The following is a 20795-nucleotide window of genomic DNA, read 5'->3' as shown; positions in this document are numbered from 1 at the left end:
GAAATGCCCGAACTCGACCGAATCGACCGCAAGATCCTCGACGTGCTGCAGCGCCAGGGCCGCATGTCCATGACCGAATTGGCCGAGCACATCGGCCTGTCCGCGTCGCCCTGCGCCGAGCGCGTGAAGCGCATGGAGCGCGACGGCGTCATCACCGGCTACCACGCGCGGGTGTCGCCCGAGGCGCTGGGCAAGACGCTGCTGGTGTTCGTGGAAATCAAGCTCTCGGCCAAGTCGGGCGAGGTGTTCGACAAGGTCAAGCAGGAGCTGCTGCACATGCCCGAGGTGCTCGAATGCCACCTGGTGTCGGGCAGCTTCGACTACCTGGTGAAGGCGCGCCTGAGCGGCATGAGCGAGTACCGGCACCTGCTGGGCGACATCCTGAAAAAGCTGCCGGTGGCGGCCGAGTCGCACAGCTACGTGGTGATGGAAGAAATCAAGGAAACGCTCACGCTGGCGGTCGACCGATAAGCCGCCGCGGTGATTCGGCACGCCGAGCAAGCCCAACCCTTTTCAAGGACACCCGCATGACCATTTCGATCCGCCGCGACGGCACCACCGGCACGCGCCACATCCTGAAGATCCGCAACCACGAGATACCGGTCGATGCGTCGCCCGCGGGCGGTGGCAGCGACGGCGGCGCCGAGCCGCACGACCTGTACGACGCCTCGCTGGCCGCATGCAAGGCGCTCACCGTGCTGATCTACGCGCGCCGCAAGGGCATCCCGGTGGAAGACATCGAGGTGGTGGTCGACCGCGATGCCAGCGAGGAGCGCAAGGGCATCTACCGCCTGAAGTCGGGCCTGCGCGTGACCGGCGACCTGAGCGAGGCGCAGCGCGAGGAGCTGCTGCGCGTGGCGGCCAAGTGCCCGGTGCACAAGCTCATGACCGAGGTGAAGACCGAGATAGAGACGGGCTGGGCGGACTGAACTGTCCCGGCTCTGCAGCGCGCTCAGGCCCAGGTCATGAAGCGGATCGCGCGCAGCACCTCGGCCTCGCGCGCCATCAGAAAGTCGGTGTGGCAGCAGTTGTCCAGCGTCAGGCGGTGCGGCGTGTTCAGTGCCGCCACGAGCTTGTCTGAATCCGCTGCGCGCACGCGGCGGAAGAGCTGCACGAAGTCGGTTGCGTCCTTCTGCGTCTTGGCGTCCAGCGGCAGCTCCAGCCAGGGGAACAGGTCGCGTGGCTCGCTGGGCAAGGCGGTCATCACCAGCGCGGGCGCACGCACGGCTGTGTAGTCGGGCTTGAACATGTGGGCGGCGGTGTCCATGGCGGTCTCCACGTCATTGGGGGTGTTCATGCGCACACTGCCGTCCGAGAGCAGGTCGAGGCTGTCGCGCAGGTTAGCCTCCAGCGGTGGCCACCAGTCCTTCGACATGCGCTGGTTGAAGGCAACGGCGGCCTGCAGCGAACGGTTGTCGTGCGCCGTGGGCGTGGGTGTGTTGAGCAGGCCGTTGGCCGGAAACTCCTCGCCACCCGCGTCGGCATCGACGGTGTAGTCGAAGGTGGTGTCGAGGTACACCAGGCCACGCACCCGCTCGGGGTGGCGACCCGCGAAGCTGGTGAGCTCGTTGCCCGCGATCGAATGGCCGCCCAGCACCACGCGCAGCAGACCCAATTCGTCGAGCACGGCCTTCAGGTCGCAGGTGAGTGTGTCGGTCTCGTAGTACTGCGTGGCGGACGCGTGCGGCAGCGGCTTGCCTGACTGGCCGTAGCCACGCCGGCTGATCGCCACCACGCGCCCGTCGGCCGCCAGCGCCGGCGCCAGGCTGTCGAAGAAGCGCGCGTTGCCGCCCAGGCCGGCCAGCAGCACGAAGGTGGGGCCGGAGCCGACCTTGCCGACGTTCCCGCCGGTGGGCCCGGTGCGTTGCCAGTCGCGCACCTGCAGCGAGACATCGGGCTGACTCGACACCTTCACGAAGCGGTCCGTGACCGATACCGTGCCGGTGCCTGGGCCGGTGCCTGGGCCGGTGCCTGGGCCCACACTGTTGCCACCCCCGCCACCGCAGGCCGTCAACCCGGTCATGCCAGTCATTGCGGCGGCGCCGTTCAGCGCCATGGCACGCAGCATGGTCCTGCGCTGGGGCTGGAAGCGGGTCGGCGGGGTGGGGCGCGCGGTCGGTGCGGTGAAGCGATTCATGTCGATGGTGGTTCGGGTGCAAAGGGTGGTTGCAGTCTGTGGCGCGCACCTGAAGGACGGCTGCGGTGTTCATGAAGATTTCCTGAAGTGCGCCGTGGGTGCTTCGCAGATACTTCGGCCTCATCCCGGACCCGGGCTGGCTCATTCCCGTGGAGGCCCATGAATCTTTTGCTTGTGGAAGACGACCTTGATCTTGGCAACGGCGTGCGCATTGCCCTGGCCAATCAAGGCATGGACGTGGTGTGGGTCCGCCGGCTCGACGACGCCTTGCGCACCCTGGACGGCGGCACGTTCGACATGGTGTTGCTCGACCTGGGCCTGCCCGACGGCGACGGGCTCGACCTGCTGTTTCGGCTGCGCCGCGACAAGCAGATATTGCCGGTGCTGGTGCTCAGCGCGCGCGACGCCCTGAACGACCGCCTGCGCAGCCTGGACGACGGCGCGGACGACTACCTGGTGAAGCCCTTCGCGCTGGCCGAGCTGCTGTCGCGCGTGCGCGCCCTGGCGCGGCGCAGCTACGGCTTCAACGACGAGACCATTCGCATGCGCGGCCTGGCGCTGCACGAGCCCACGCGCGGCGTGATCGTCGACGGCGAGCCGGTGGAACTGTCGCGCTGCGAGTTCGACCTGCTGGCGCTGCTGCTCAAGCGCACCGGCCGCGTGGTCACGCGCCGCGTGATGGAAGAGCAGGTGCTGCCCGGCGGCCAGGCCAACGGCAGCAACTCGCTCGAAGTGCACATCTCCAACCTGCGCAAGAAAATAGGGCAGGGCTACATCCGCACGGTGCGCGGCATCGGCTATGTGATCGACATGCAGTCGCTGGCGCGGAGCACCGCCAGATGATGCAGGCGCTGGCGCTGCGCTGGAAGAACTGGAAACAGCCCTCCCTGATGCGGCGCCTGCTGCTGGCGCAGATGGCCGTGGTGGCCTTGCTGTGGACCATGACCATCGCGCTGCTGCTGTACGACTCCTACGACGACCCCGAGCTGCTGAAGTACGACAAGATCTTCAACACCGTGATGGCCATTGCGCAGAACATGGCCGAACAACCCGAGCGCCAGCAGCAGACCCTGGCCGCCTTCGACGCCGCCCTTGTCGAGACCGTGGCCGACGGCGACCCCGCATCCGACAGCGCGCCGGTGTTGCAGGTGTGGCAGGGCGACCGCCTGGTGTACCGCTCCACGGCGGCCGTGCCGGTTATTTTGAACACGGCGCCCAACCGCATCGAGACGGTGAAGGCGGGCAACCGCGAATGGCGCGCGCGCACGCTGGTGTCGACCACCTCCGACACGCGCGTGCTGCTGGCCGAGCCCAGCGTCTGGCGCCTGACGGTCACCGTGCTCAACCGCGGCTACTACCTGCTGCCGCTGGTCATCAGCCTGCCATTTCTGGTGTTTCCGGCGTGGCTGTCGGTGCGGCTGGCGTTGCGGCCGTGGCGTCAGGTGAGCAAGGAAACCGCCGAGCGCGGCCCGGCCGACCTCACGCCGCTGTCGTATGCGCCGCCGCACAAGGAGCTGCAGCCGCTGGTGCAGAGCATCAACAGCCTGCTGCAGCGCGTGCGCGACAGCACCACACGCGAGCGCAGCCTGATTGCCGACGCCGCGCACGAGCTGCGAACGCCGTTGGCCGCCATGCGTGTGAACGTGGAAGCCTTGAAGGAGCAGAGCACGGACGAGGGCCAGCGCGAGCTCATGGGCAACCTGCTGCGCAGCAACGACCGGGCGGCGCGGTTGGTGGGGCAGTTGCTGCAGTTGATGCGCAGTGACGCGGTGTCGGGCAACAACCTGCCGGTGATGCTGTCGCTGGACGCGCTGGTGCAGGACCGGCTGGCGATGATCGAGGGGCTGGCGAGCGCGCGTCATGTGGAGCTGGAGCTGGTGTGCGACGACCGTGTGCCGGTGCTGGGGGAGCGGGAGAGTCTGGCGTCGATGGTCGACAACCTGATCAACAACGCCATCAAGTACAGCCCGGAGGGCACGACGGTGATGGTGCATGTGGCGCGGGACGGCGGGCATGCCTTGTTGACGGTGGCCGACTGGGGGCCGGGTATTCCGCCGCCGTTGCGTGAGCGGGTGTTCGACCGGTTCTTTCGCAATCCGGAGCAGACGCAGAGTGGCAGTGGTCTGGGTTTGGCCATCGTGAAGTCGGTGGTCGACTGGCATGGTGGCGAGGTGTCTCTGGGCGAGGCTGCGGGGGGCGGGCTGTTGGCGACTGTGCGCTTGCCGTTGGCCGAGGCGGATGCGCCGCAGCCTTTGTTGTGTAGCTGAGTTGTTTGTGGCGTTGTTCAGGGCTCTTTGTTCAGGGCTCTGTTCAGGGCTCTGTTCAGGGCGACGCTCACGAGGGCGGGGTACCTTGCTCCGCGAATGTCCCCCGGGGCTGCGCCCCTCCTCCTTTATTTCGCTGCGCAAGGCACCCCACCCTCGTGAGCGTTTTCAGAGCGGTAGTTGATCGTGCGATCACCCAGAGCGTGCCCAGGTGCACAGGGCGTCGGGTGCTCCCCGCAGCGAAATAAAGGAGGAGGCCGCAGGCCGGGGGACATTCGCGGAGGGGAGTACCCGGCGGCCTGTGCACGCGCCCTGAAAACAGCGCCCTGAACAAGAGCCCTGTACAGAGTGCCCTGAACAAGTGCCCCAAGAGACGCCCCAAAAGCCCCAAAAACCCAGGTCAGGTCCATTTTGGGGCAACGATTTACACTAGCCGGCTGCCTCCGGGTGCCGTTTACAGGACACTTTCCCAATGAAGTGGGTCATTCTTGCCATCTTTGCGCTCAGCGCGCTTTACGTTCATTTTCGTGGCCAGGTTCGGCACAAGTTCTTCAGACAGCTTTCTGACCACTCGACCTTCCTCGCCCCGCTGAACGTCTTCATGTACCTTTTCTCGAAGGTACCGGGTACGCCGTACCTCTCGCCCGCGCAATTCCCCGAAATGCGCATCCTCGAAGAAAACTGGGAAGTCATTCGCGAAGAAGCGCTGGCCATGCGCAATGGCGGCAGCATCAAGGCGTCCAGCCAGTTCAACGACGTTGGCTTCAACTCGTTCTTCAAGAGCGGCTGGAAACGGTTCTATTTGAAGTGGTACGACGAAGCCCATCCGTCGGCCGCCGTGCTGTGCCCGCGCACCACCGAACTGCTGAAAGGCATCGGCACCATCAAGGCCGCCATGTTCGCCGAGCTGCCCCCGGGCAGCCGCCTGGTGCGCCACCGCGACCCCTTTGCCGGCTCGCTGCGCTACCACCTGGGCCTGTGGACGCCAGGTGTCGAAGGCTGCTACATCGACGTGGACGGCCAGCGCTACCACTGGCGCGACGGCGAGGCCGTGGTGTTCGACGAAACCTTCATTCACTACGCGGAGAACACCACCGACCACGACCGCGTGATTCTGTTCTGCGACATCGAGCGCCCGCTGAAATACCGCTGGGCCAGCGCGGTGAACCGCTGGTTCGCCAAGAACCTGCTGGCCGCGGCCAGCTCGCCCAACGAGGCAGGCGACAAGACCGGCGGCATCAACCGCGCGTTCAAATACATCTACCAGATTCGCGTGGTGGGCAAGCGCCTGAAGGCGTGGGACAAGCGGGCTTACTACCTGGTGAAGTGGGCCATCTTCGGCGGCCTGGCGCTCTGGATCTTCTGGTAAGCCGAACCGCGGCCCACCCACCTGCAGACCCCTGAATGACTTTTTGCGCCGTTCTTGCATTGCCAGGTTTGAGCCTCGCGGTCGCCGACACCAGATTCACCTTCGAAGGCGATTCGCCGGGCGTGGTGCGGCACGACGGCCCTGACGACCTGCCGCTTCACATCACCGACACCGGCTACCAAACGACGCTGTCGTTCCATCGCCGCAAGATCCGACAGATCGGCCGCAGCTGGGCCACGGGCGCGGGCAGCGTGCTGGCCCTTCGCGCGGCACTCGATGCGCTGAGCGCCACGGCGTTGGAAGACGGTACGGCGGCCCGCGCGCATGTTCTCGGCCAGATCGACGCGCTGTTGAGCGAGGGGCGCGCCTCGGGCTTGGCAGACGTCCAAATGCTGCAGAGCATCTTGATGTGCGCCCGCTTCGCGCAGGCCCCCGAGGTCCCGCTGCCGTGGGCGTTCACGCTCGGCGAGCAAGCCGATGACGCGCCGCAGGCGATCACGTCGCCCATTTTGATCAACTGGCCGCTCGGCCTCGCAGACAGCGAGCACCTGGCCGCAGCGGAAGACGCGCTCGACGCCGGCCTCACCAAATCCGGCGGCCTGCCGGACATCGTTCGCGCCTTCGCCGGCGCCGTGCACGCGAGCTCGCAACATTGCGAGTCCTGCGGCCCCATCGCGCAGATCGGCTTCACGGCGGATCGCGGCCCGAAGGGCGTGCTGTCGTACTACCTGAGCGCCAACGCGGCGCAACTCAGCCACTGCACCGACGCCGAATTCGATCAGTTGATCGGCCAGCCGATCTAGCCACGCTCGGGCACGGGCGACGCCATGTCACCCCACCCGTAGCACGCCAACCCCAACGGCGCCAGCCGGTCCGGGTAAGCCCAGAAGGCGTGGTCCAGTTCGTCGAGCTCGTCGCTTTCCGCTTCCGTCAGCAGGCCATAGATGTCCTGCATCGATTGCATGCGGGGGTCGTCCTCCAGCCGCTGCACGATGTCGCGCTGCCGCTGCACGATGGCAAGCGCCTGGTGCGCGCCCATTTTTTGCAGCGCCGCCATTGCGATGCGGCAGTTGGCTTCGCCCCAGTTGCCGAAGAACTGCAGAAAGCCGCCGTTGTTCATGTCGGCCTCGAGCCGCCACAGCGCGCACAGGTCCTGCTCGCGCGAGGGCAGCGCCTCCAGCTGCCAGTCGGCCTGCTTCAGCAAGGCCATCGCGGCGTCGTACGACGCCTCCCAGGCCAGGTCGAGCGTGTTGATCAAGCCGACCTCGTCGGGCGGCACCAACGCAGGCCACGCGATGCCGCAGCCGCCATCGACCAGCACCCACTGCGTGCGCTGCACGTCGGTCGCCTTTTCCAGCACGCTGTGCATGCGATAGGGCTGGTTGTGTTCGCTGCCGTTGGCGAGCGTCAATTGCAGGCTGTCGGCACCCAGCGTGACGCGTTCGATGCGCAGCGCGGAAGAGATGTCGCTGAAACTTGTCATGGCGCGGGCAAGGTGGGGTTCATGTCGGGAGAAAAAGAATGCGTCCGGGGCAGATGACTTGCCCGGGCGGGTCGAGTTTAGAGAGCGGCCGATGCCGCACGCCTGCAACTCAGGCCGCGGCCCACACCCGCCGGTCGCGCGCGGCCCCCGCCCAGCTGACCACCACCGCCAGCAGCGTGCCGCCCAGCACGTCGAGCAGCACATGCTGGCGCGTGGCCAGCGTCGAATAGGCGATGCCCAGCGCCCACAGCATGTTCACCGTGCGCGCCCATGCCGGCGCCTGCACGCTGCGCAGCTGCCGATGCAACTGCACGGCCGCGAACACCGCGAACGCGACGTGCAGCGACGGGAACGCATTGCCGCCCGCATCGGCGCTCTTCAAGAAATGCAGCGCCGGGTACTGCGCCCAGTCGACCGCAAACGCGGGCACCACCGTCGGGAACACCCAGAACACGACCAGGCCCACTGCCGCCATCAGCGCGGCGTCGCGCGCGCAGGCCCACAGCTCGGCCTTGTTGCGGGTGAAGGCCGGCGCCAGCGAAATGTAGAACCACAGCGAGCCGTAGAGCAGCATCGCGCGGTTGCTCACGCCCACCCAGTGGTCCATGGGTGTCAGCGGCATCACCGTGGGCTCCGACAGCGGGTTGTGCATCACCCAGAAATAGATGAAGAAGAAGCCCGAAATGCCCAGCGTGGTGCCGACCATCTTCACCCCCCACAGCGTGGCGATGCGCTGGGCCAGCGCCTGGTACCAGGGTACGGCGGGCCGCAGCGGCACGCAGGGCACGGGGGTGGGAATGGCCGGACGGAAGGTCACCAATGCTGCTCTCGGAGTGAGGGGGTTGGGCCTTGCAGCTTAGGGGCTTGCATTGCGTGAACATTGCGTCTTTTGCAAGCTGCGCTCTCCTAGAATGGCCGGCCTTTTTGCATCCGACCGGCCCCTCGCACACCCCTCATGAGAATCCTGCTCGTCGAAGACGAAGTCGATCTGGCGCAAGCCCTGGCCTCGGCGTTGCGGCAGAACCAGGCTGTGGTCGACGTGGCCGGCTCGCTGCGCGAAGCCGAAGAGGCGGCGCTGAGCGCGCAGCACGACGTGATCGTGCTAGACCGCGGCCTGCCCGACGGCGACGGCCTCTCGCTGGTGGCCTTTCTGCGGCACAACCAGGTGGCCGCCGCGGTGCTGGTGCTGACAGCCATGAGCGACGTGGCCGAGCGCGTGCTGAGCCTGGACGGCGGCGCCGACGACTACCTGGCCAAGCCCTTCTCCATGGACGAGCTGATGGCGCGCGTGCGCGCACTGGCACGCCGCCCCGCGGTGCGCGCCCACCTGGTCACCGCGCTCGGTCAGCTGCGCTTCGACCACCCCATGCGCCAGGCCCACGTGGGCGAGGCCAGCCTCACGCTGCCGCGGCGCGAGCTCCTGGTGCTGGAGGCGCTGCTGGAGCACCGCGGGCGCACCGTGCTGCGCCAGGCCATGCAGGAGCGCGTGTACGGCGAGCGCGAAGAGATTCAGTCGAACGCGCTCGACACGCATGTCTCGCGCCTGCGCTCCAAGCTGGACAAGGCCGGCGCGCAGGTCGAGATTCATGCCATTCGCGGCGTGGGCTACCTGATCTGCGCGGCAACGCCAGGAGCGCAGCCTGCACAGCCTGCGGCAGGCGCACAGCCCGCGCCGTCCGCACCGTCCGCGGCATGAGCCTCAGCCTGCTCTCGCTGCGCTGGCGGCTGATCTGGAGCCTGATCCTGCTGCAGGTGGTGGTGGGCTCGCTGGTGATGGGCGGCTTTCTGGGGCTCGCATGGTCGCTGGGCCGCGTGGTCGACGAGACCGGGCAGAAGACGGTGGCGGCCATCCAGCGTGCGCTCACGCGCGGCCCCGACGGCCGGCTGCTGGCCGAGCCCACGCCCGAGCTGCAGCGGCTGCAGTCGGCCGACCCGCCGCTCTGGTTCGTGGTGCGCGACGGCCACGGCGCGCTGCTGCGCCATGGCGACGTGCCGCCTTCGTACATCCGCCTGCTGGACGTGCTCGACGGCATGGACCGCGTGGCCTTCAACCCCGAGAACGACAGCACCCGGCCCAAGGCCCGTTTCGAGCGCGTGGAGAGCCGCGCCGGCCCCGTGGCCGTCATTGCCCAGACCGGCGGCCCGCTGACTGTGAAGAACACGCTCAAGGGCACGGGCATCGTGTTCCTTTTTCTGGTGGCGCCCATGGCGCTGGTCACCTGCCTGGGCGTGATCTTGGCGACCCCCTTCGTGGTGAAGCGCGGCCTGAAGGGCGTGGTGGCCACGGCCGAACACGCGGAAGGCATCGACGTGCACGAGCGCACCACGCGGCTGCCGCTGGCCAACGTGGCGAGCGAGATTCGCCCGCTGGTCAACGCAGTGAACCGCGCGTTCGACCGCCTCAACGAAGGCTACGACCGGCAAGAGCGCTTTCTGGCCGACGCCGCGCACGAGTTGCGCACGCCCATCACCACGCTGCAGATCCACATCGAAGGGCTGCCCGCCGACCCGCTCAAGGTGAAGCTGATGCAGGCCTCTGCGCGCTTGGCCACGCTGGCCGAGCAGCTGCTCGACCTGCAGCGGCTGGACCGCATCGCCGCGCAGGACCGCCAGCAGGTCGAGCTGAAGGCGCTGTGCGAGCGCATGGCAGGCGACATTGCGCCGCTGGCCATCATGAACCGCTGCACGCTCTCGGTGGACGCGGCGCGCCCGCTGTGGGTGCGCGGCGACGCGCCCTCGCTGGAGCGCGCGCTTGCCAACCTGATTCAGAACGCCATCGAGCATGGCGGGCCGGGTTGCGACATTCAGGTGCGGCTGTGGGAGCCCTCGGGCTTCGAGGTGCTCGACTCCGGCCCGGGCATTCCAGAGGCCGACCGCGAGCGCGTGGTGGCGCCCTTTCACCGGCTGGTGCCGCGCGGTCGCGGCGCGGGGCTGGGGCTGCACCTGGTGGCGGAGGTGGCGCGCCTGCACGGCGGGCAACTGACCATCGGGTCGAGCGAATCGGGCGGGGCCCGCATGCGGCTCGAACTGAACCTGGTGGCCTGAAAATCCACCCGCCATGAACCCCATCGACCGCCTGCCCGACCCCACCAACCTTGCCGGCGCGCAAGCGCTGATCGTGCGCGTGCAGGCCTTGCTGGCCGCGCAAGGGCTCGCGCTGCGCGCGCCGCCACCCGAGCCCACCACCTGCTGCGGGCGCGGCTGCAACGGTTGCGTGTGGGAGGGCTGGCTCGCGGCGGTGAACTACTGGCGCGACGATGCATCGCTGATCTGGGGCGATGGCGCCGCCCAGCGCGACTGAATCCGCTACCTGCGCGGCTGCGTCTGCGGCTGGCTCAAGCCGCCGGCGCCGACATCGCTTCGCGCGCAAAGCCAGGCAAGCTGCGCAGCACCTCCTGGCACCGGTCGCACAGCAAGTCTGTCCCGGCATCGGCCGTCACCGTCGCCTCATGCCGCCAGCACCTGGCGCAGCGCAGCGCGGCGGTTCGCCGCACCTTGATGTCGACCGTGCTGCTTTCCTTCAGGCCCACGTCCGCCACCATGAAGACCGACGCCAGCTCCGAGCGCAGCGGCGACAGCGCGTCGATGACCTGCGCAGGCGCCTCGATGACGATGCTCGCCTCGCTCGATCGACCGATGGTGCCGCTCGCGCGCACGTCTTCAATCGCCTTCATCACGCCGGGGCGCAACTGCTTCACCAGCCGCCAGAAATCGCCGGCATGCGACATGTCGATGCGGGCCGGCGCGGCTTCGTCCCAGGTGTGAACGAACACGCTGTCGTCGTTGGAGTCGAACAGCACAGCCCACGCTTCCTCGGCCGTGAAGCTGAGCACCGGTGCCGCCAGCAGCAGCAGGTTGCGCAAGATGACGTGCAGCGCCGTCTGTGCGCTGCGCCGGTCGTGGCCGTCGCGTGCGCCGGCATACAGCCGGTCTTTCAGCACGTCCAGATAGAAGCCGCCCAGCTCTTCGGCGCAGTAGCCGTGCAGCAGCCGCGTCACCGCCACGAAGTCGTAGTCCCGGTAGCCCTGGCGGCACTGCGCCACCAGCTCGGCGCAGCGCGCCATGGCGTACTGGTCGACCGGCGCCAGGCGGTGCGCGGGCACGGCGTGGGCGGTGGCATCGAAGTCCGACACGTTCAGCAGCAGAAAGCGCACCGTGTTGCGAATGCGCCGGTACATCTCGACCACGCGGTCCAGAATTTCGCTGGACACCGAGATGTCGGTCGCGTAGTCGGTGCTGGCCACCCACAGCCGCACGATGTCCGCGCCGCGCGTGCTGGCCACCTCCTGCGGGCTGACCGTGTTGCCCAGCGACTTGCTCATCTTCTTGCCGTGCGCGTCCACCGCAAAGCCGTGGGTCAGCACGGCCTTGAAGGGCGCATGGCCGTCGGCCGCGCAGCCCGTCATGAGCGAGGAGCCGAACCAGCCGCGGTGCTGGTCGGAGCCCTCCAGGTACAGGTCGGCCTGGCCGCCGGGAGCCTCCGGGCGGCGCGGGTCTCTGTAGACCGTGGCGTGTATGGAGCCGGAGTCGAACCACACGTCCAGCGTGTCCGCCAGCTTTTCGTACGCGGCTTCGTCTACCCCCAGGTCGGCCGGGCGCAGGCGGGTCCAGGCGGCAACGCCTTCGCGCTCGATGCGCTGCGCCACCTCTTCGACGAGGCGTGCGGTCTCGGGGTGCAAAGACCGGTCGCTGCGCTTCACGAAGAACGCCAGCGGAACGCCCCACGAGCGCTGGCGCGACACGCACCAGTCGGGCCGCCCGTCGATCATCGCTTCCATGCGCGAGCGGCCCGACGCGGGGTAGAACGGCACGTCTCTGATGGCCTCGCGCGCGGTCTCGCGCAGGGTGCGCGCATCGCCGCTCGCACGGCGGTCCATGCCGATGAACCACTGCGTCGTCGCGCGAAACAGAATCGGTGTCTTGTGGCGCCAGCAGTGCGGGTCCGAATGGTCGATGTGCGCCTGCCGCAGCAAGGCGCCGTTGGCCGCCAGCATCTCGAAGATGGCCGCACTGCCTTCCTGCAGCGCCATGCCGCCCAGGGTCGGCAGGCCGGGCACGAAGCGGCCCGCACCGTCGATCACGTTGTCGCCGGAAATGCCCAGGCCGCGGCACAGCTCGAAGTCTTCCGCGCCGTGGGCCGGCGCCAGGTGAACCAGGCCGGTGCCGGTGTCGAGCGACACAAAGTCGGCCGCCACCACCGGCACTTCGGCCTCCAGCAACGGATGCGCGAGCATGAGGCCGACAAGCGCGCTGCCAAGCGCCACGGCGCAGAGTTCGTGGTCCGTGCCCAGCGCCTGGAGCAATGCCGCGGTGCTTTCCACGGCCAGCACCAGCAGGCCCTTGGGCGTGTCGTACAGGCCATAGCTGGCGTTCGGGTCGACGCCCACGGCCTTGTTGCCCGGCAGCGTCCAGGGCGTGGTGGTCCAGATGGCCAGGCGTGCCGGTTCGTTCGGCTTGTGCGGCATGGGCTGCCATTGAAAGCGCGACGCGAAATCGACCGCGTCCAGCACGCGCAAGCCGACATAGGCCGTCGTCGAGCGCCGGGGCGCGTATTCCAGCTCCGCCTCGGCCAGGGCCGACTGGCAATCGACACACCAGTTCACCGGCTTCTGCCCGCGAAACAGCAGACCGCGCTGGCGAATGCGGTCCAGAAAGCGAAGCTCGTTGGCCTCGGTCTCGAAGTCCATGGTGCGAAAGGCATGCGCCCAGTCGCCCAGCAGGCCCAGGCGCAGAAAGTCTTTCTTCTGGCTCTGCGTCTGCTGCAGCGCGTAGTCGCGGCACAGCTGCTGCACCTGTTCCGTCGGCAGGCCCCGGCCGTGGGTCTGTTCGATGCGGTGCTCGATGGGCATGCCATGGCAGTCCCAGCCGGGAATCCACTGCGCATCGAAGCCGTCGAAAAAGCGGCTCTTGAAGACCATGTCCTTCAGCACCTTGTTCACCGCGTGCCCGATGTGGATGTCGCCGTTCGCATACGGCGGCCCGTCGTGCAGCACGAACGGCACCCGCCCGGCCGCGGCGGCGCGCATGCGCTCGTAGATGCGCTGGTCGGCCCAGCGCTGAACCAGCCCGGGCTCGCGGCGGGGCAGGTCGCCCTTCATCGGAAACGGGGTCTTCAGCAGGTTCAGGGTGTCTTTGAGTTCTGTCATGGAGCGGTCGTGCGGTTGAAGGTGCGGGAAACCAGGGGCAACGAAGGGCAAGGCGCGGCGGCCCAGACACCGGCCGACTGCATGAAGCGGTCGGCCGCCGCCAGTTGCGTGGCGCAGATCCATTCGTCCGGCTGGTGCGCCTGGGCAATGGCGCCGGGGCCGCACACCACGGTGGGTATGCCGGCCTGCTGAAAGAAGCCCGCCTCGGTGCCGAAAGGCAAATCGGCCTCGGGCCACAGCGCGCCGAGCTGGCGTGCGACCGACACCGCCGCGGCGTTGTTGCGCGTGGAGAGCGCCGGCACGCCCGCCACCTGCACCGCATCGACGGTGACGCCGGCGGGCAAGTCCATCAAGGCTTGGCGCACGGCGTCGTGCACCAGCGCCACGGCCGCTTCGTCCTGCGGGCGGAACTCCCAGAGCACCTCGCAGCAGCCCGGCACGATGTTGATGGCGGTGCCGCCATCGATGCGTCCGATGTTCAGCGTGGCCTCGCTGCCCTGGCTGGCAAAGCTGCGGCGCAGCCCGGCCAGGCAGGTGACCAGATAGGCGGCGGGCTCGATGGCGCTGGCGCCGAGCGAGGGGTCGCTCGAATGCGCGGGCAGCCCGCTGAACAGTGCCCGGTGCCCGAAGAAGCCCCGGTGCCTCACGCCGATGCGCATCTGCGTCGGCTCGCCGATGATGGCCAGCGCGGGCGCCGCCACCAGTGTCTGCAAGCGGCTCACGAGCCTGGGAACGCCCAGGCACCCGATCTCTTCGTCGTAGGAAAAGGCCAGGTGAATCGGGCGGCTCAGCGTGCGCCGCTGCCATGACGGCACGGCCGACAGGCAGGCCGCGATGAAGCCCTTCATGTCCGCCGCGCCGCGGCCGTGAAAGCGACCGTCGCGCTCCACCAGCGTGAACGGGTTGGCGCTCCAGTTCTGGTCGGCCACGGGCACCACGTCGCTGTGCCCCGACAGCACCATGCCGCCCGCCACGTCAGGCCCGATGCTGGCCAGCAGGTTCGCCTTGCGTGCGTCTTCGCTGTGCACCAGATGCACCTTCACCCGGTGCGCCGCCAGGTAGTCCGCAATCCAATGGATCAGCTCCAGGTTGGAGCGATGCGACGTGGTGTCGAACGCCACAAGCGTGCGCAAGACGTCGACGGTGGTCATGCCATGGAAGACGGTCATCTTGTGCTTCGAGCGTCATGTGAACAGGTGCGACTGCGGTGCGGCTGCCGCCGTGCCAAATAGCGACTGGCGCCGGCTAGAAAGAGCAGCAGGCGGTGCAGGTACAGCGGCAGCGAAACGGGCTGCGCGTTGCCGGCCGCGCAGGCTGGCGCTGGAACGTCTGTGCTGGCTGGGCGGAAGGTGTGCGTCATGTGAGGGCCTCGCTGTGCACTGCAGCATGGCAGGGGGCCTCACCGTGATATTGGCGAAAATTGAATGACGCCGAGTCAGATGTTCATCGCGTCGAGCAGCCGCTGGTATTCGTTCATGGCGAGGGACTGCAGCGAGGAAAGATAGCCAGGGTCTGTCGTTAACTCTGGCTCCATAAATCCGAATTTCGCCAAGCTCAGCCAATGTTCGATCTGAAGTTGGATTTCCGCTGCGTGGTTGGCCTCGTCCAATGTGTCCGATGCGCCGAATGACGAGGCAATGTGCGGTATGCGCGGCTCGCCTTGCGGCATCAGGCAGGTCCAGACAAGTCCGTGCCGTTCCTCGGCAGGGAACATCGTGAGGCTGAAACATTTTGCCGTCTTGGGTGCGAGCTTCTCCGGGACCTCGACGCACTGCCCCGCGGCACCGAAGCGCAGGCCGTGGTAGGCGCACACCAGCTGCTCGCCTTCGATGCGGCCGCTGCTCAGCGGCAGGCCGCGGTGCGGGCACATGTCGCGCGCAATGCGCACGCCCTCGGCCATGCGGTAAACGGCCAGGCGCAGGTTCAGCAACACCACCTGCCTGGGCCGGGCGGTGACCTGGTCGACGCGGCCCACCGGAAACCACTGCTTGGCCAGCACGGGCCAGTCTTGCGCGGCAAAGTCGCAGTTGGGCGGCAGAAACCCGTCGGGCAGAGCGCCGGATCCAGAGGGGCCAGCGGTTCCCGCCTCTCGCTGTGGAAAGGCCATGCCCGGCCTATCTGACCAGGCCGATGCGGATGCGCCGGTTGTGCTGCCCCTTGTTCTCTATCTTCAGAATGCGCAGCGGTGCCGACTGCGAGGTTTTCGTCAGGTGCGTGCCGCCGCAGGCTTGCCGGTCGAGCCCGACGATTTCGATGATGCGCGTGCTGCCGTCGTCCTGGCTCGGTGGCGCCACGGAACGGCTGCGCAACACGCCCGGCTCGCCCGCCAGTTCGCTCGCGTTCAGGTACACCGCGTTCACCTGCAGCCCGTCGCCGATGAGGGTGTTGAGCGCGGGCTCCAGCTTGCGCAGGTCGTTGTTGTCGGCTTCGGGCAAATCGAAGTCGATGCGGGCCGTGCCGTCGGCCGCCATCTGCACGCCCGTGACCAGCGAGCCCTCGAAGCGCTGGTACACCAGCGCATTGAGGATGTGCAGGCCGGTGTGCAGCTGGCTCATCAGCAGGCGGAAGGCCGGGTCGACGCGGGCGACGACTTGTTCAGCCGGCACGGCGGCGGTGTCTGCTTCGTCGAAGCAATGCCACGCATTGCCGCCTTCCATTTCGATGCGGGCGATGGCGACCTTGCCGCCGTTCCATTGCAGCGTGCCGCGGTCCGCCAGTTGCCCGCCGCCGCCGGGATAGAAGAAAGACCGGTCGAGCAGCACGGCGCCAGGGCGGCGCGCCACCACGTGGGCGTCGAAGCTGAAGCAGTCGGGCTGGGTATGGCAAAGATAAGGGGACATGAATGCCTCCGTGGCGCAAGGTTTACGAAAACCGGCGCGCGGTCACGATGCCGACCAGAATCACGGCGCCCCCCACGAACTCCGGAATGCTCAGGTACTCGTGGAACAGGTAGGCGCCCAGCACGGTCGCAATCACGGGCTGCACCAGCAGCGTGATGGAAGACAGCGCGGCGGGCAGCTTGGCCAGCGCATAGGCGATGAGGCCCTGCCCGCCCACATGGGACACCACGGCCAGCGCCAGCAGCATCAACATGCCTTGCGCCGTGTGCGGCACCAGCGATTCGCCGCGCAGCAGCGTGATGGGCAGCAGCACCATCAGCGTGCCCACGCTGCTCCACGCCATGACGGTCATCGTTCGGTAGTTGGAGCGCACGAGGCTCACCGCCAGCAGGTACGAGCCGTAGAACACCGCCGTCAGCAAGCCCAGCAGGTTGCCGGTCATGTAGCTGGAGCCGAAGTCCAGCCGGTGGCCGATCAATATGAACGCGCCGGCCAATGCGAACAGCATGCCGAACATGAAACCCGAATTGAATTTCTTGCCCAGAAATACGCGCGAGCCGAGCACCACGAAAATGGGCGCCAAATTGGCCAGCAAATTCGAATTGGCCAGCGTGGTCAATGTCATCGACCAGTGGTACAGCGCCAGATTGCCTGAAAAAATGAACCCGACCAATATCAGCTTGATCGGAATTACCGGCACCTTGTCGAGCGCCTGAGTGAACGTGCCCACAGGCTCGGCTCTTGCGGCAAGCCTGTCGAGCAAGAAGAAGATGGGAATGGCCAGCGCCACCCTGTAAACCGCGCTGGCGGTCGGGGGCAATTCGCTGTGTCTCAAAAAAACGCCGCCCAGCGCCAAGGCGCCCGCGCCGAACAGCAGCGCCATGAAGGACAGAAAATTGCTTTTGGATGCGGCCGGCAGGGCAATGTATGTCGTCATTTTTAATTCAGGCACGACCGGTCTCCGTCGGTCGTGCCAGTCTGTTTGTTCGTTTGTTTTGAATTTCAATCAGGCCGGGGGTGAATGGCTAATGCGCTTCAAATCCTTCGACCACCAGCAGCTGCATGTCCGTGGCAGCACCATTTCTCAGCGTTCGTGCGTGCGTGTATTCCGGTGATTCGTAAAAAAGCCTGGCCGCGTCCACCGATTCGAATTCGAAAAGCACCACACGACGATCGTCCAGTGCGCCTTCCAGATGCATGCGTTCGCCTCCGCGCGAAAGAAACTTGCCGCCGAATTTTTCGATGATGCCGGGCGTGAGCTGTTTGTATTGGTTGTATTGATCCGGATCCACAATGGACATTCGGCCAATCAGATAGGCGACCATGGGCTGATCTTGCTGAACCTGTGGCTACACATACGCCAATTTGCGTTCCTGCGCGACGCCGGATTGCAGCAGGGCCGAATCCAGCACGTCCCACAGGCCGGTGAGCGAATCCAGAAAATCGTCCGCGCCTTCAATCACCAGGTGGGCGTATTCCGTTTCCAAGGCCAATTCGACCGCTGTGCGGGCGTTTTGCTCGTGATGCTGTTCGGCACCCACCTCACCCCAATGTTCCAGCAGGTAATGCATTTCGGGCACGTCGAGGCTGGCGTGGTAAATACCGCTGTCCACCAGGCAATACTTTTCACCTGGAATCAATTGCTTGTTGGAGATCATTTCCAGCGCCAGCGTGGTGCCGAGATTGCGGTAGGTGTTTTCGATGTCCGTCAGCTTGCGGTGCTCGAAAACGCCAATGGCTTTTCGCACCTGGGCGGTCATGCCGGTTGCCATGTCGTAGCCGGGCAGCGAGCCGAGCAATTGATTGGAAAAGTCCTTCAGCTTGGCCTCGACCTGCGCCTGGTTGTAGAGGTCCGCAAACACGGGCCGCTCGGCCGACTGGTTGACGATGTAGCCCGCCATGGTGGCCAGCTCGGGGCCGTGGCCCGACTCGCTCTCCACGATTTCTTCGAGCAGCTCGCTCTGGCGGTGCAGCCCGTGCGTTTTCAGCGCGGTCGGAAAATTCCAGCCCGGGCGGGTGGAGGCGCAAAAGCTCTGGATCTGGTGAAAAAGAGCGCCCACCACGGGCGGCTCGGGTTCGATCTTCACCCAATTCTTGAAAATTGGATGGGAATAGCAGCGATGATTTTCAACTCTCTCAACCAGATCGGAAATGGTAACGCTCATGACGTACTCCTAATTGCAGTCGGTTAAAAAATGCCGTGGAAATTTCATTACTTGCTTGCCAACAGCATGCGGCCCCCAGGGTGGTCGAGAATTTCGACCCTGACATTCGTGAATCCGGCGCGGAACATCTTTTCAGTCCATTCGTCCTCGCTCAGGAGTTTTCTGGACATGAAATGGTTGTGCAAATGATTGAACGCAGCCGCAAATGGCTTTTCCCAGGTGGAGTGCGCCACGGGAATTGCGTCGACGATGATCAGCGTGCCTTTGATGGCGTGGTCGCAGCAGGCGCGCAGCAAGGCGTCGAGCGTTGCCTCTTCGGCTGGCAGCAGGTCGTGCATCACAAAGCCGGCGTGAATGATGTCGGCGTCCCGGATCAGGGCAGCGTCTTCCACCAGAATTTGAATGGGCGCGGTCACGAATTGCAGCCGGTCGCTCATTCCCGCTTCGCTGGCCGCGCGAACGGCCTGTTCGGTGGCGGACGCGCTCAGGTCGATGCCAATGCCGGTAGCGCCCGGAATTTTCTTGAGCATGCGAATAAGAAAACCGCCGGAGCCCGAGCCCAGATCCACAATTTTCTTCGGTGCCATGGCCACGATGGCATTTTCAGGCTGCGGGTAAAAGGACTTTTCACCCATCCATTTCGACGTGCGCGCCACCAGCCCGCCGCTGCGCGGGTATTTGGCCTGCGCCTCTTCATTGTTTTCGGAGAATTCTTTTGCGTTGTTGATCAACGGCGCGCAGGCGCGCAATGCCCAGGACAGATAGCCCACCTCGTTGATCAATTCGTCGAAATGGCTGCTGGCTTTGTAGGTGGCCGGTACCTGGGGATTCAGCACCTCGATGATTCCGGCTTTGCTCAGCGAATCGAGGTAAGCGGAAATGACCGACTCCTTGATGCCGCACGAGCGAGACGCCGTTGCGGCGTCCACCACGGGCGAATTCTGGAGAATTTCGATAATTCCGTATTCCGCACCTATTTCGAGCAGGATTGCCGAGCCAGCGAGCGAAGAACCGGTAATGCCGCGATCAACATTTTGCATGGGTCACCTGTGAGTTCAATACCATTGAAAACCAATTGATTACATTGCAGAAAACTGAGCCATTGGGTTGCACGATAGACAGCGCGCTGAGGCCCGTATTGGCAAAAATTGCGCAGCGCAGCATGGGCGGAAAAAATCTGAATAAGCCGGTAAGCCCGAATACCGCGCGAGCGGTGTCGCACAGGCCCACGCACGCGCGCGGCCTGCCGAGCAGCAGCGCCTCAGCGAAAAACGATGGCCTTCAGCGCATGGCGCGAAGGCAGCGGCAAAGCGGCAGAAAGGCCCGCGGCAGGCCCGCTCAGCAGGTCCGCGCGCGCACGTACTGCAGGGGCGTCATGCCGAAGGTGCGTTTGAAATGCCGGGTGAGGGCGCTCTGGTCGTAGAAGCCGCTGGCCACGGCGGCCTCGATCAGCGGCCGGCCGGCGGTGAGCAGCGCAATGGCCGCCCTGAGCCGCAGCTGCGTCAGGTAGGTGTGCGGCGTCAGCCCGATGCTGCGGTTGAAGGCGCCGATCAGCTGAAACGGGGTGAGCGCGGCGGTGGCCGCCATCTGTTCGAGCGTCAATCGCTCCGCGTAGGCGTCGTGCAGCAGCTCGAGCACGGGCGCCAGCACACGGGCGTCAGCGGGCACGGGCAGAACGCGCTGGCCCGGCTGCGCGTGGTTCTGGAACAGCGTGCCGAAGCTGTGCACGAACATTTCCTGCTGGCGCAACGGGTCGCTCTGGGCGTCGTTCCCGTCGAAGGCGCGATGCAGTTCCAGAAAGCTGTCGATGAGCTCCGGGTCGCAAAAGACGTTGTCGCCGAAGTACCGCGTCTGGTCGATGCCCAGCGTGGTCATCAGGTGCCGGATGCCGGGCTCGGCCAGGTAGAACGAGCGATAGCGCCAGCGCGCGCTGCCGCCCATGCGGCCCGAGTGGGGCTCGGCCGGGTTGAACACCAGCAGTGCTTGCTGTTGGGCAACCCCGGTGCGCCCGCGGCTCTTGAACTCCGACCCGCCGACCTCGGTGACCGCAATCACGAAGGAGTGGTGCACGTGGGGCGCGTACTCGTGCGTCGTGAAATCCGCATGCAGCATGTCCATGCCGGGCAGTTCCGGCGCGTGCCAGTAGCGCGATGTGTTCAGCGGGTCCAGCTTGGCCAAGGAAGCCTCCGTTTGGATCAGCGGTTGCAATGCCTTTGCGCATTCGGCCGATGGCGTGGCACCTGTTTGGTGAGCCTGGTGGCCGCGCGCTTGGCGTTGTGTATTCCAAAGACTGCATCGCGACAAGGTGGGCGGTGCACCGCCAGATCGCCATGTCTCGGGCACGCAAAGGCTGTGCCATTGTGTCGCTTTGCGGGGCGATGTAAGGCCGTT

At 66.2% G+C, this 20795-nt stretch carries 21 protein-coding genes; 9 read left to right on the top strand and 12 right to left on the bottom strand.

What is annotated here, in order from left to right; genetic code table 11:
* Nucleotides 1-3 precede the first annotated feature (3 nt).
* Nucleotides 4-471, top strand: a complete 468-nt coding sequence (locus VLK31_RS25610) for a winged helix-turn-helix transcriptional regulator (RefSeq protein WP_409171280.1) — start codon at nucleotides 4-6, stop codon at nucleotides 469-471.
* A 56-nt stretch (nucleotides 472-527) separates the two neighbouring features.
* Nucleotides 528-929, top strand: coding sequence for an OsmC family protein (locus VLK31_RS25605; protein ID WP_409171279.1), 402 nt, complete (start codon nucleotides 528-530; stop codon nucleotides 927-929).
* A 23-nt stretch (nucleotides 930-952) separates the two neighbouring features.
* Here VLK31_RS25605 and VLK31_RS25600 read toward each other — a convergent pair whose 3' ends face one another.
* Nucleotides 953-2137, bottom strand: a complete 1185-nt coding sequence (locus VLK31_RS25600; protein ID WP_409171278.1) for an alpha/beta hydrolase — start codon at nucleotides 2135-2137, stop codon at nucleotides 953-955.
* Nucleotides 2138-2296: 159 nt separating this feature from the next.
* Here VLK31_RS25600 and VLK31_RS25595 point away from each other — a divergent pair, with 159 nt between their 5' ends.
* The 4 genes from VLK31_RS25595 (at nucleotide 2297) to VLK31_RS25580 (ending at nucleotide 6573) form a co-directional block, all read left to right on the top strand.
* Nucleotides 2297-2980, top strand: a complete 684-nt coding sequence (locus tag VLK31_RS25595) for a response regulator (protein WP_409171277.1) — start codon at nucleotides 2297-2299, stop codon at nucleotides 2978-2980.
* Nucleotides 2977-4404: a sensor histidine kinase gene (locus tag VLK31_RS25590; protein ID WP_409171276.1), complete on the top strand. Its 1428-nt coding sequence runs from the start codon at nucleotides 2977-2979 to the stop codon at nucleotides 4402-4404. Before VLK31_RS25595 ends, VLK31_RS25590 begins: the two co-directional genes overlap by 4 nt.
* 469 nt (nucleotides 4405-4873) lie before the next feature.
* Nucleotides 4874-5770 carry a lipid A hydroxylase LpxO gene (gene lpxO, locus VLK31_RS25585; RefSeq protein ID WP_409171275.1) on the top strand — a complete coding sequence of 299 codons (897 nt, stop codon included), beginning with the start codon at nucleotides 4874-4876 and terminating at the stop codon, nucleotides 5768-5770.
* 35 nt (nucleotides 5771-5805) lie between these two features.
* Entirely contained in the window at nucleotides 5806-6573 is a 768-nt protein-coding gene (locus tag VLK31_RS25580) for a hypothetical protein (RefSeq protein ID WP_409171274.1), read from the top strand.
* On the opposite strand, the gene VLK31_RS25575 is transcribed toward VLK31_RS25580, so the two are convergent.
* Together VLK31_RS25575 and VLK31_RS25570 are read right to left on the bottom strand one after the other, a co-directional pair.
* On the bottom strand, nucleotides 6570-7253 hold the full coding sequence (locus VLK31_RS25575; RefSeq protein WP_409171273.1) for a DUF4375 domain-containing protein: 684 nt from the start codon (nucleotides 7251-7253) through the stop codon (nucleotides 6570-6572). The two genes, VLK31_RS25580 and VLK31_RS25575, sit on opposite strands and share 4 nt — an antisense overlap.
* Before the next feature lie 109 nt (nucleotides 7254-7362).
* Entirely contained in the window at nucleotides 7363-8070 is a 708-nt protein-coding gene (locus VLK31_RS25570) for a phosphatase PAP2 family protein (RefSeq protein ID WP_409171272.1), read from the bottom strand.
* A gap of 138 nt (nucleotides 8071-8208) precedes the next feature.
* Between VLK31_RS25570 and VLK31_RS25565 the strand changes: the two genes are divergently transcribed.
* The 3 genes from VLK31_RS25565 to VLK31_RS25555 are packed head-to-tail and all read left to right on the top strand — an operon-like array spanning nucleotide 8209 to nucleotide 10554.
* Nucleotides 8209-8949 (top strand): response regulator transcription factor, encoded by a 741-nt coding sequence (locus tag VLK31_RS25565; RefSeq protein WP_409171271.1) that lies wholly within the window; start codon nucleotides 8209-8211, stop codon nucleotides 8947-8949.
* Nucleotides 8946-10298, top strand: a complete 1353-nt coding sequence (locus tag VLK31_RS25560) for a sensor histidine kinase (protein ID WP_409171270.1) — start codon at nucleotides 8946-8948, stop codon at nucleotides 10296-10298. The genes VLK31_RS25565 and VLK31_RS25560 overlap by 4 nt, the downstream gene beginning before the upstream one ends.
* Nucleotides 10299-10311: 13 nt before the next feature.
* Nucleotides 10312-10554, top strand: a complete 243-nt coding sequence (locus VLK31_RS25555) for an oxidoreductase-like domain-containing protein (RefSeq protein WP_409171269.1) — start codon at nucleotides 10312-10314, stop codon at nucleotides 10552-10554.
* Between the two features lie 34 nt (nucleotides 10555-10588).
* On the opposite strand, the gene ileS is transcribed toward VLK31_RS25555, so the two are convergent.
* The 9 genes from ileS to VLK31_RS25510 form a co-directional block, all read right to left on the bottom strand.
* Nucleotides 10589-13399 carry an isoleucine--tRNA ligase gene (gene ileS / locus VLK31_RS25550; protein ID WP_409171268.1) on the bottom strand — a complete coding sequence of 937 codons (2811 nt, stop codon included), beginning with the start codon at nucleotides 13397-13399 and terminating at the stop codon, nucleotides 10589-10591.
* On the bottom strand, nucleotides 13396-14568 hold the full coding sequence (gene argE / locus VLK31_RS25545; protein ID WP_409171267.1) for an acetylornithine deacetylase: 1173 nt from the start codon (nucleotides 14566-14568) through the stop codon (nucleotides 13396-13398). The genes ileS and argE overlap by 4 nt, the downstream gene beginning before the upstream one ends.
* Before the next feature lie 266 nt (nucleotides 14569-14834).
* The gene (locus VLK31_RS25540; protein WP_409171266.1) at nucleotides 14835-15398 is read right to left on the bottom strand and encodes a Rieske 2Fe-2S domain-containing protein; all 564 of its coding nucleotides are present in this window, start codon (nucleotides 15396-15398) and stop codon (nucleotides 14835-14837) included.
* Between the two features lie 115 nt (nucleotides 15399-15513).
* Nucleotides 15514-16239, bottom strand: a complete 726-nt coding sequence (locus VLK31_RS25535) for an alanyl-tRNA editing protein (RefSeq protein ID WP_409171265.1) — start codon at nucleotides 16237-16239, stop codon at nucleotides 15514-15516.
* A gap of 22 nt (nucleotides 16240-16261) precedes the next feature.
* Nucleotides 16262-17176 (bottom strand): DMT family transporter, encoded by a 915-nt coding sequence (locus VLK31_RS25530; RefSeq protein WP_409171264.1) that lies wholly within the window; start codon nucleotides 17174-17176, stop codon nucleotides 16262-16264.
* 88 nt (nucleotides 17177-17264) lie between these two features.
* Nucleotides 17265-17564: a DUF1330 domain-containing protein gene (locus VLK31_RS25525; RefSeq protein WP_409171263.1), complete on the bottom strand. Its 300-nt coding sequence runs from the start codon at nucleotides 17562-17564 to the stop codon at nucleotides 17265-17267.
* Nucleotides 17565-17588: 24 nt separating this feature from the next.
* On the bottom strand, nucleotides 17589-18404 hold the full coding sequence (locus VLK31_RS25520) for a hypothetical protein (RefSeq protein ID WP_409171262.1): 816 nt from the start codon (nucleotides 18402-18404) through the stop codon (nucleotides 17589-17591).
* A gap of 47 nt (nucleotides 18405-18451) precedes the next feature.
* Complete coding sequence (locus tag VLK31_RS25515) at nucleotides 18452-19444, bottom strand: class I SAM-dependent methyltransferase (RefSeq protein WP_409171261.1); 993 nt, start codon at nucleotides 19442-19444, stop codon at nucleotides 18452-18454.
* Nucleotides 19445-19742: 298 nt separating this feature from the next.
* Nucleotides 19743-20582: a helix-turn-helix domain-containing protein gene (locus VLK31_RS25510; protein WP_409171260.1), complete on the bottom strand. Its 840-nt coding sequence runs from the start codon at nucleotides 20580-20582 to the stop codon at nucleotides 19743-19745.
* Nucleotides 20583-20795: the final 213 nt, after the last annotated feature.

It is taken from the genome of Variovorax sp. H27-G14 (genome assembly GCF_046156345.1).
Classification (GTDB): Bacteria; Pseudomonadota; Gammaproteobacteria; order Burkholderiales; family Burkholderiaceae_C; genus Variovorax.
Note: the sequence above shows the minus strand (reverse complement) of the source record. Positions and strands in the feature narration are given on the sequence as shown.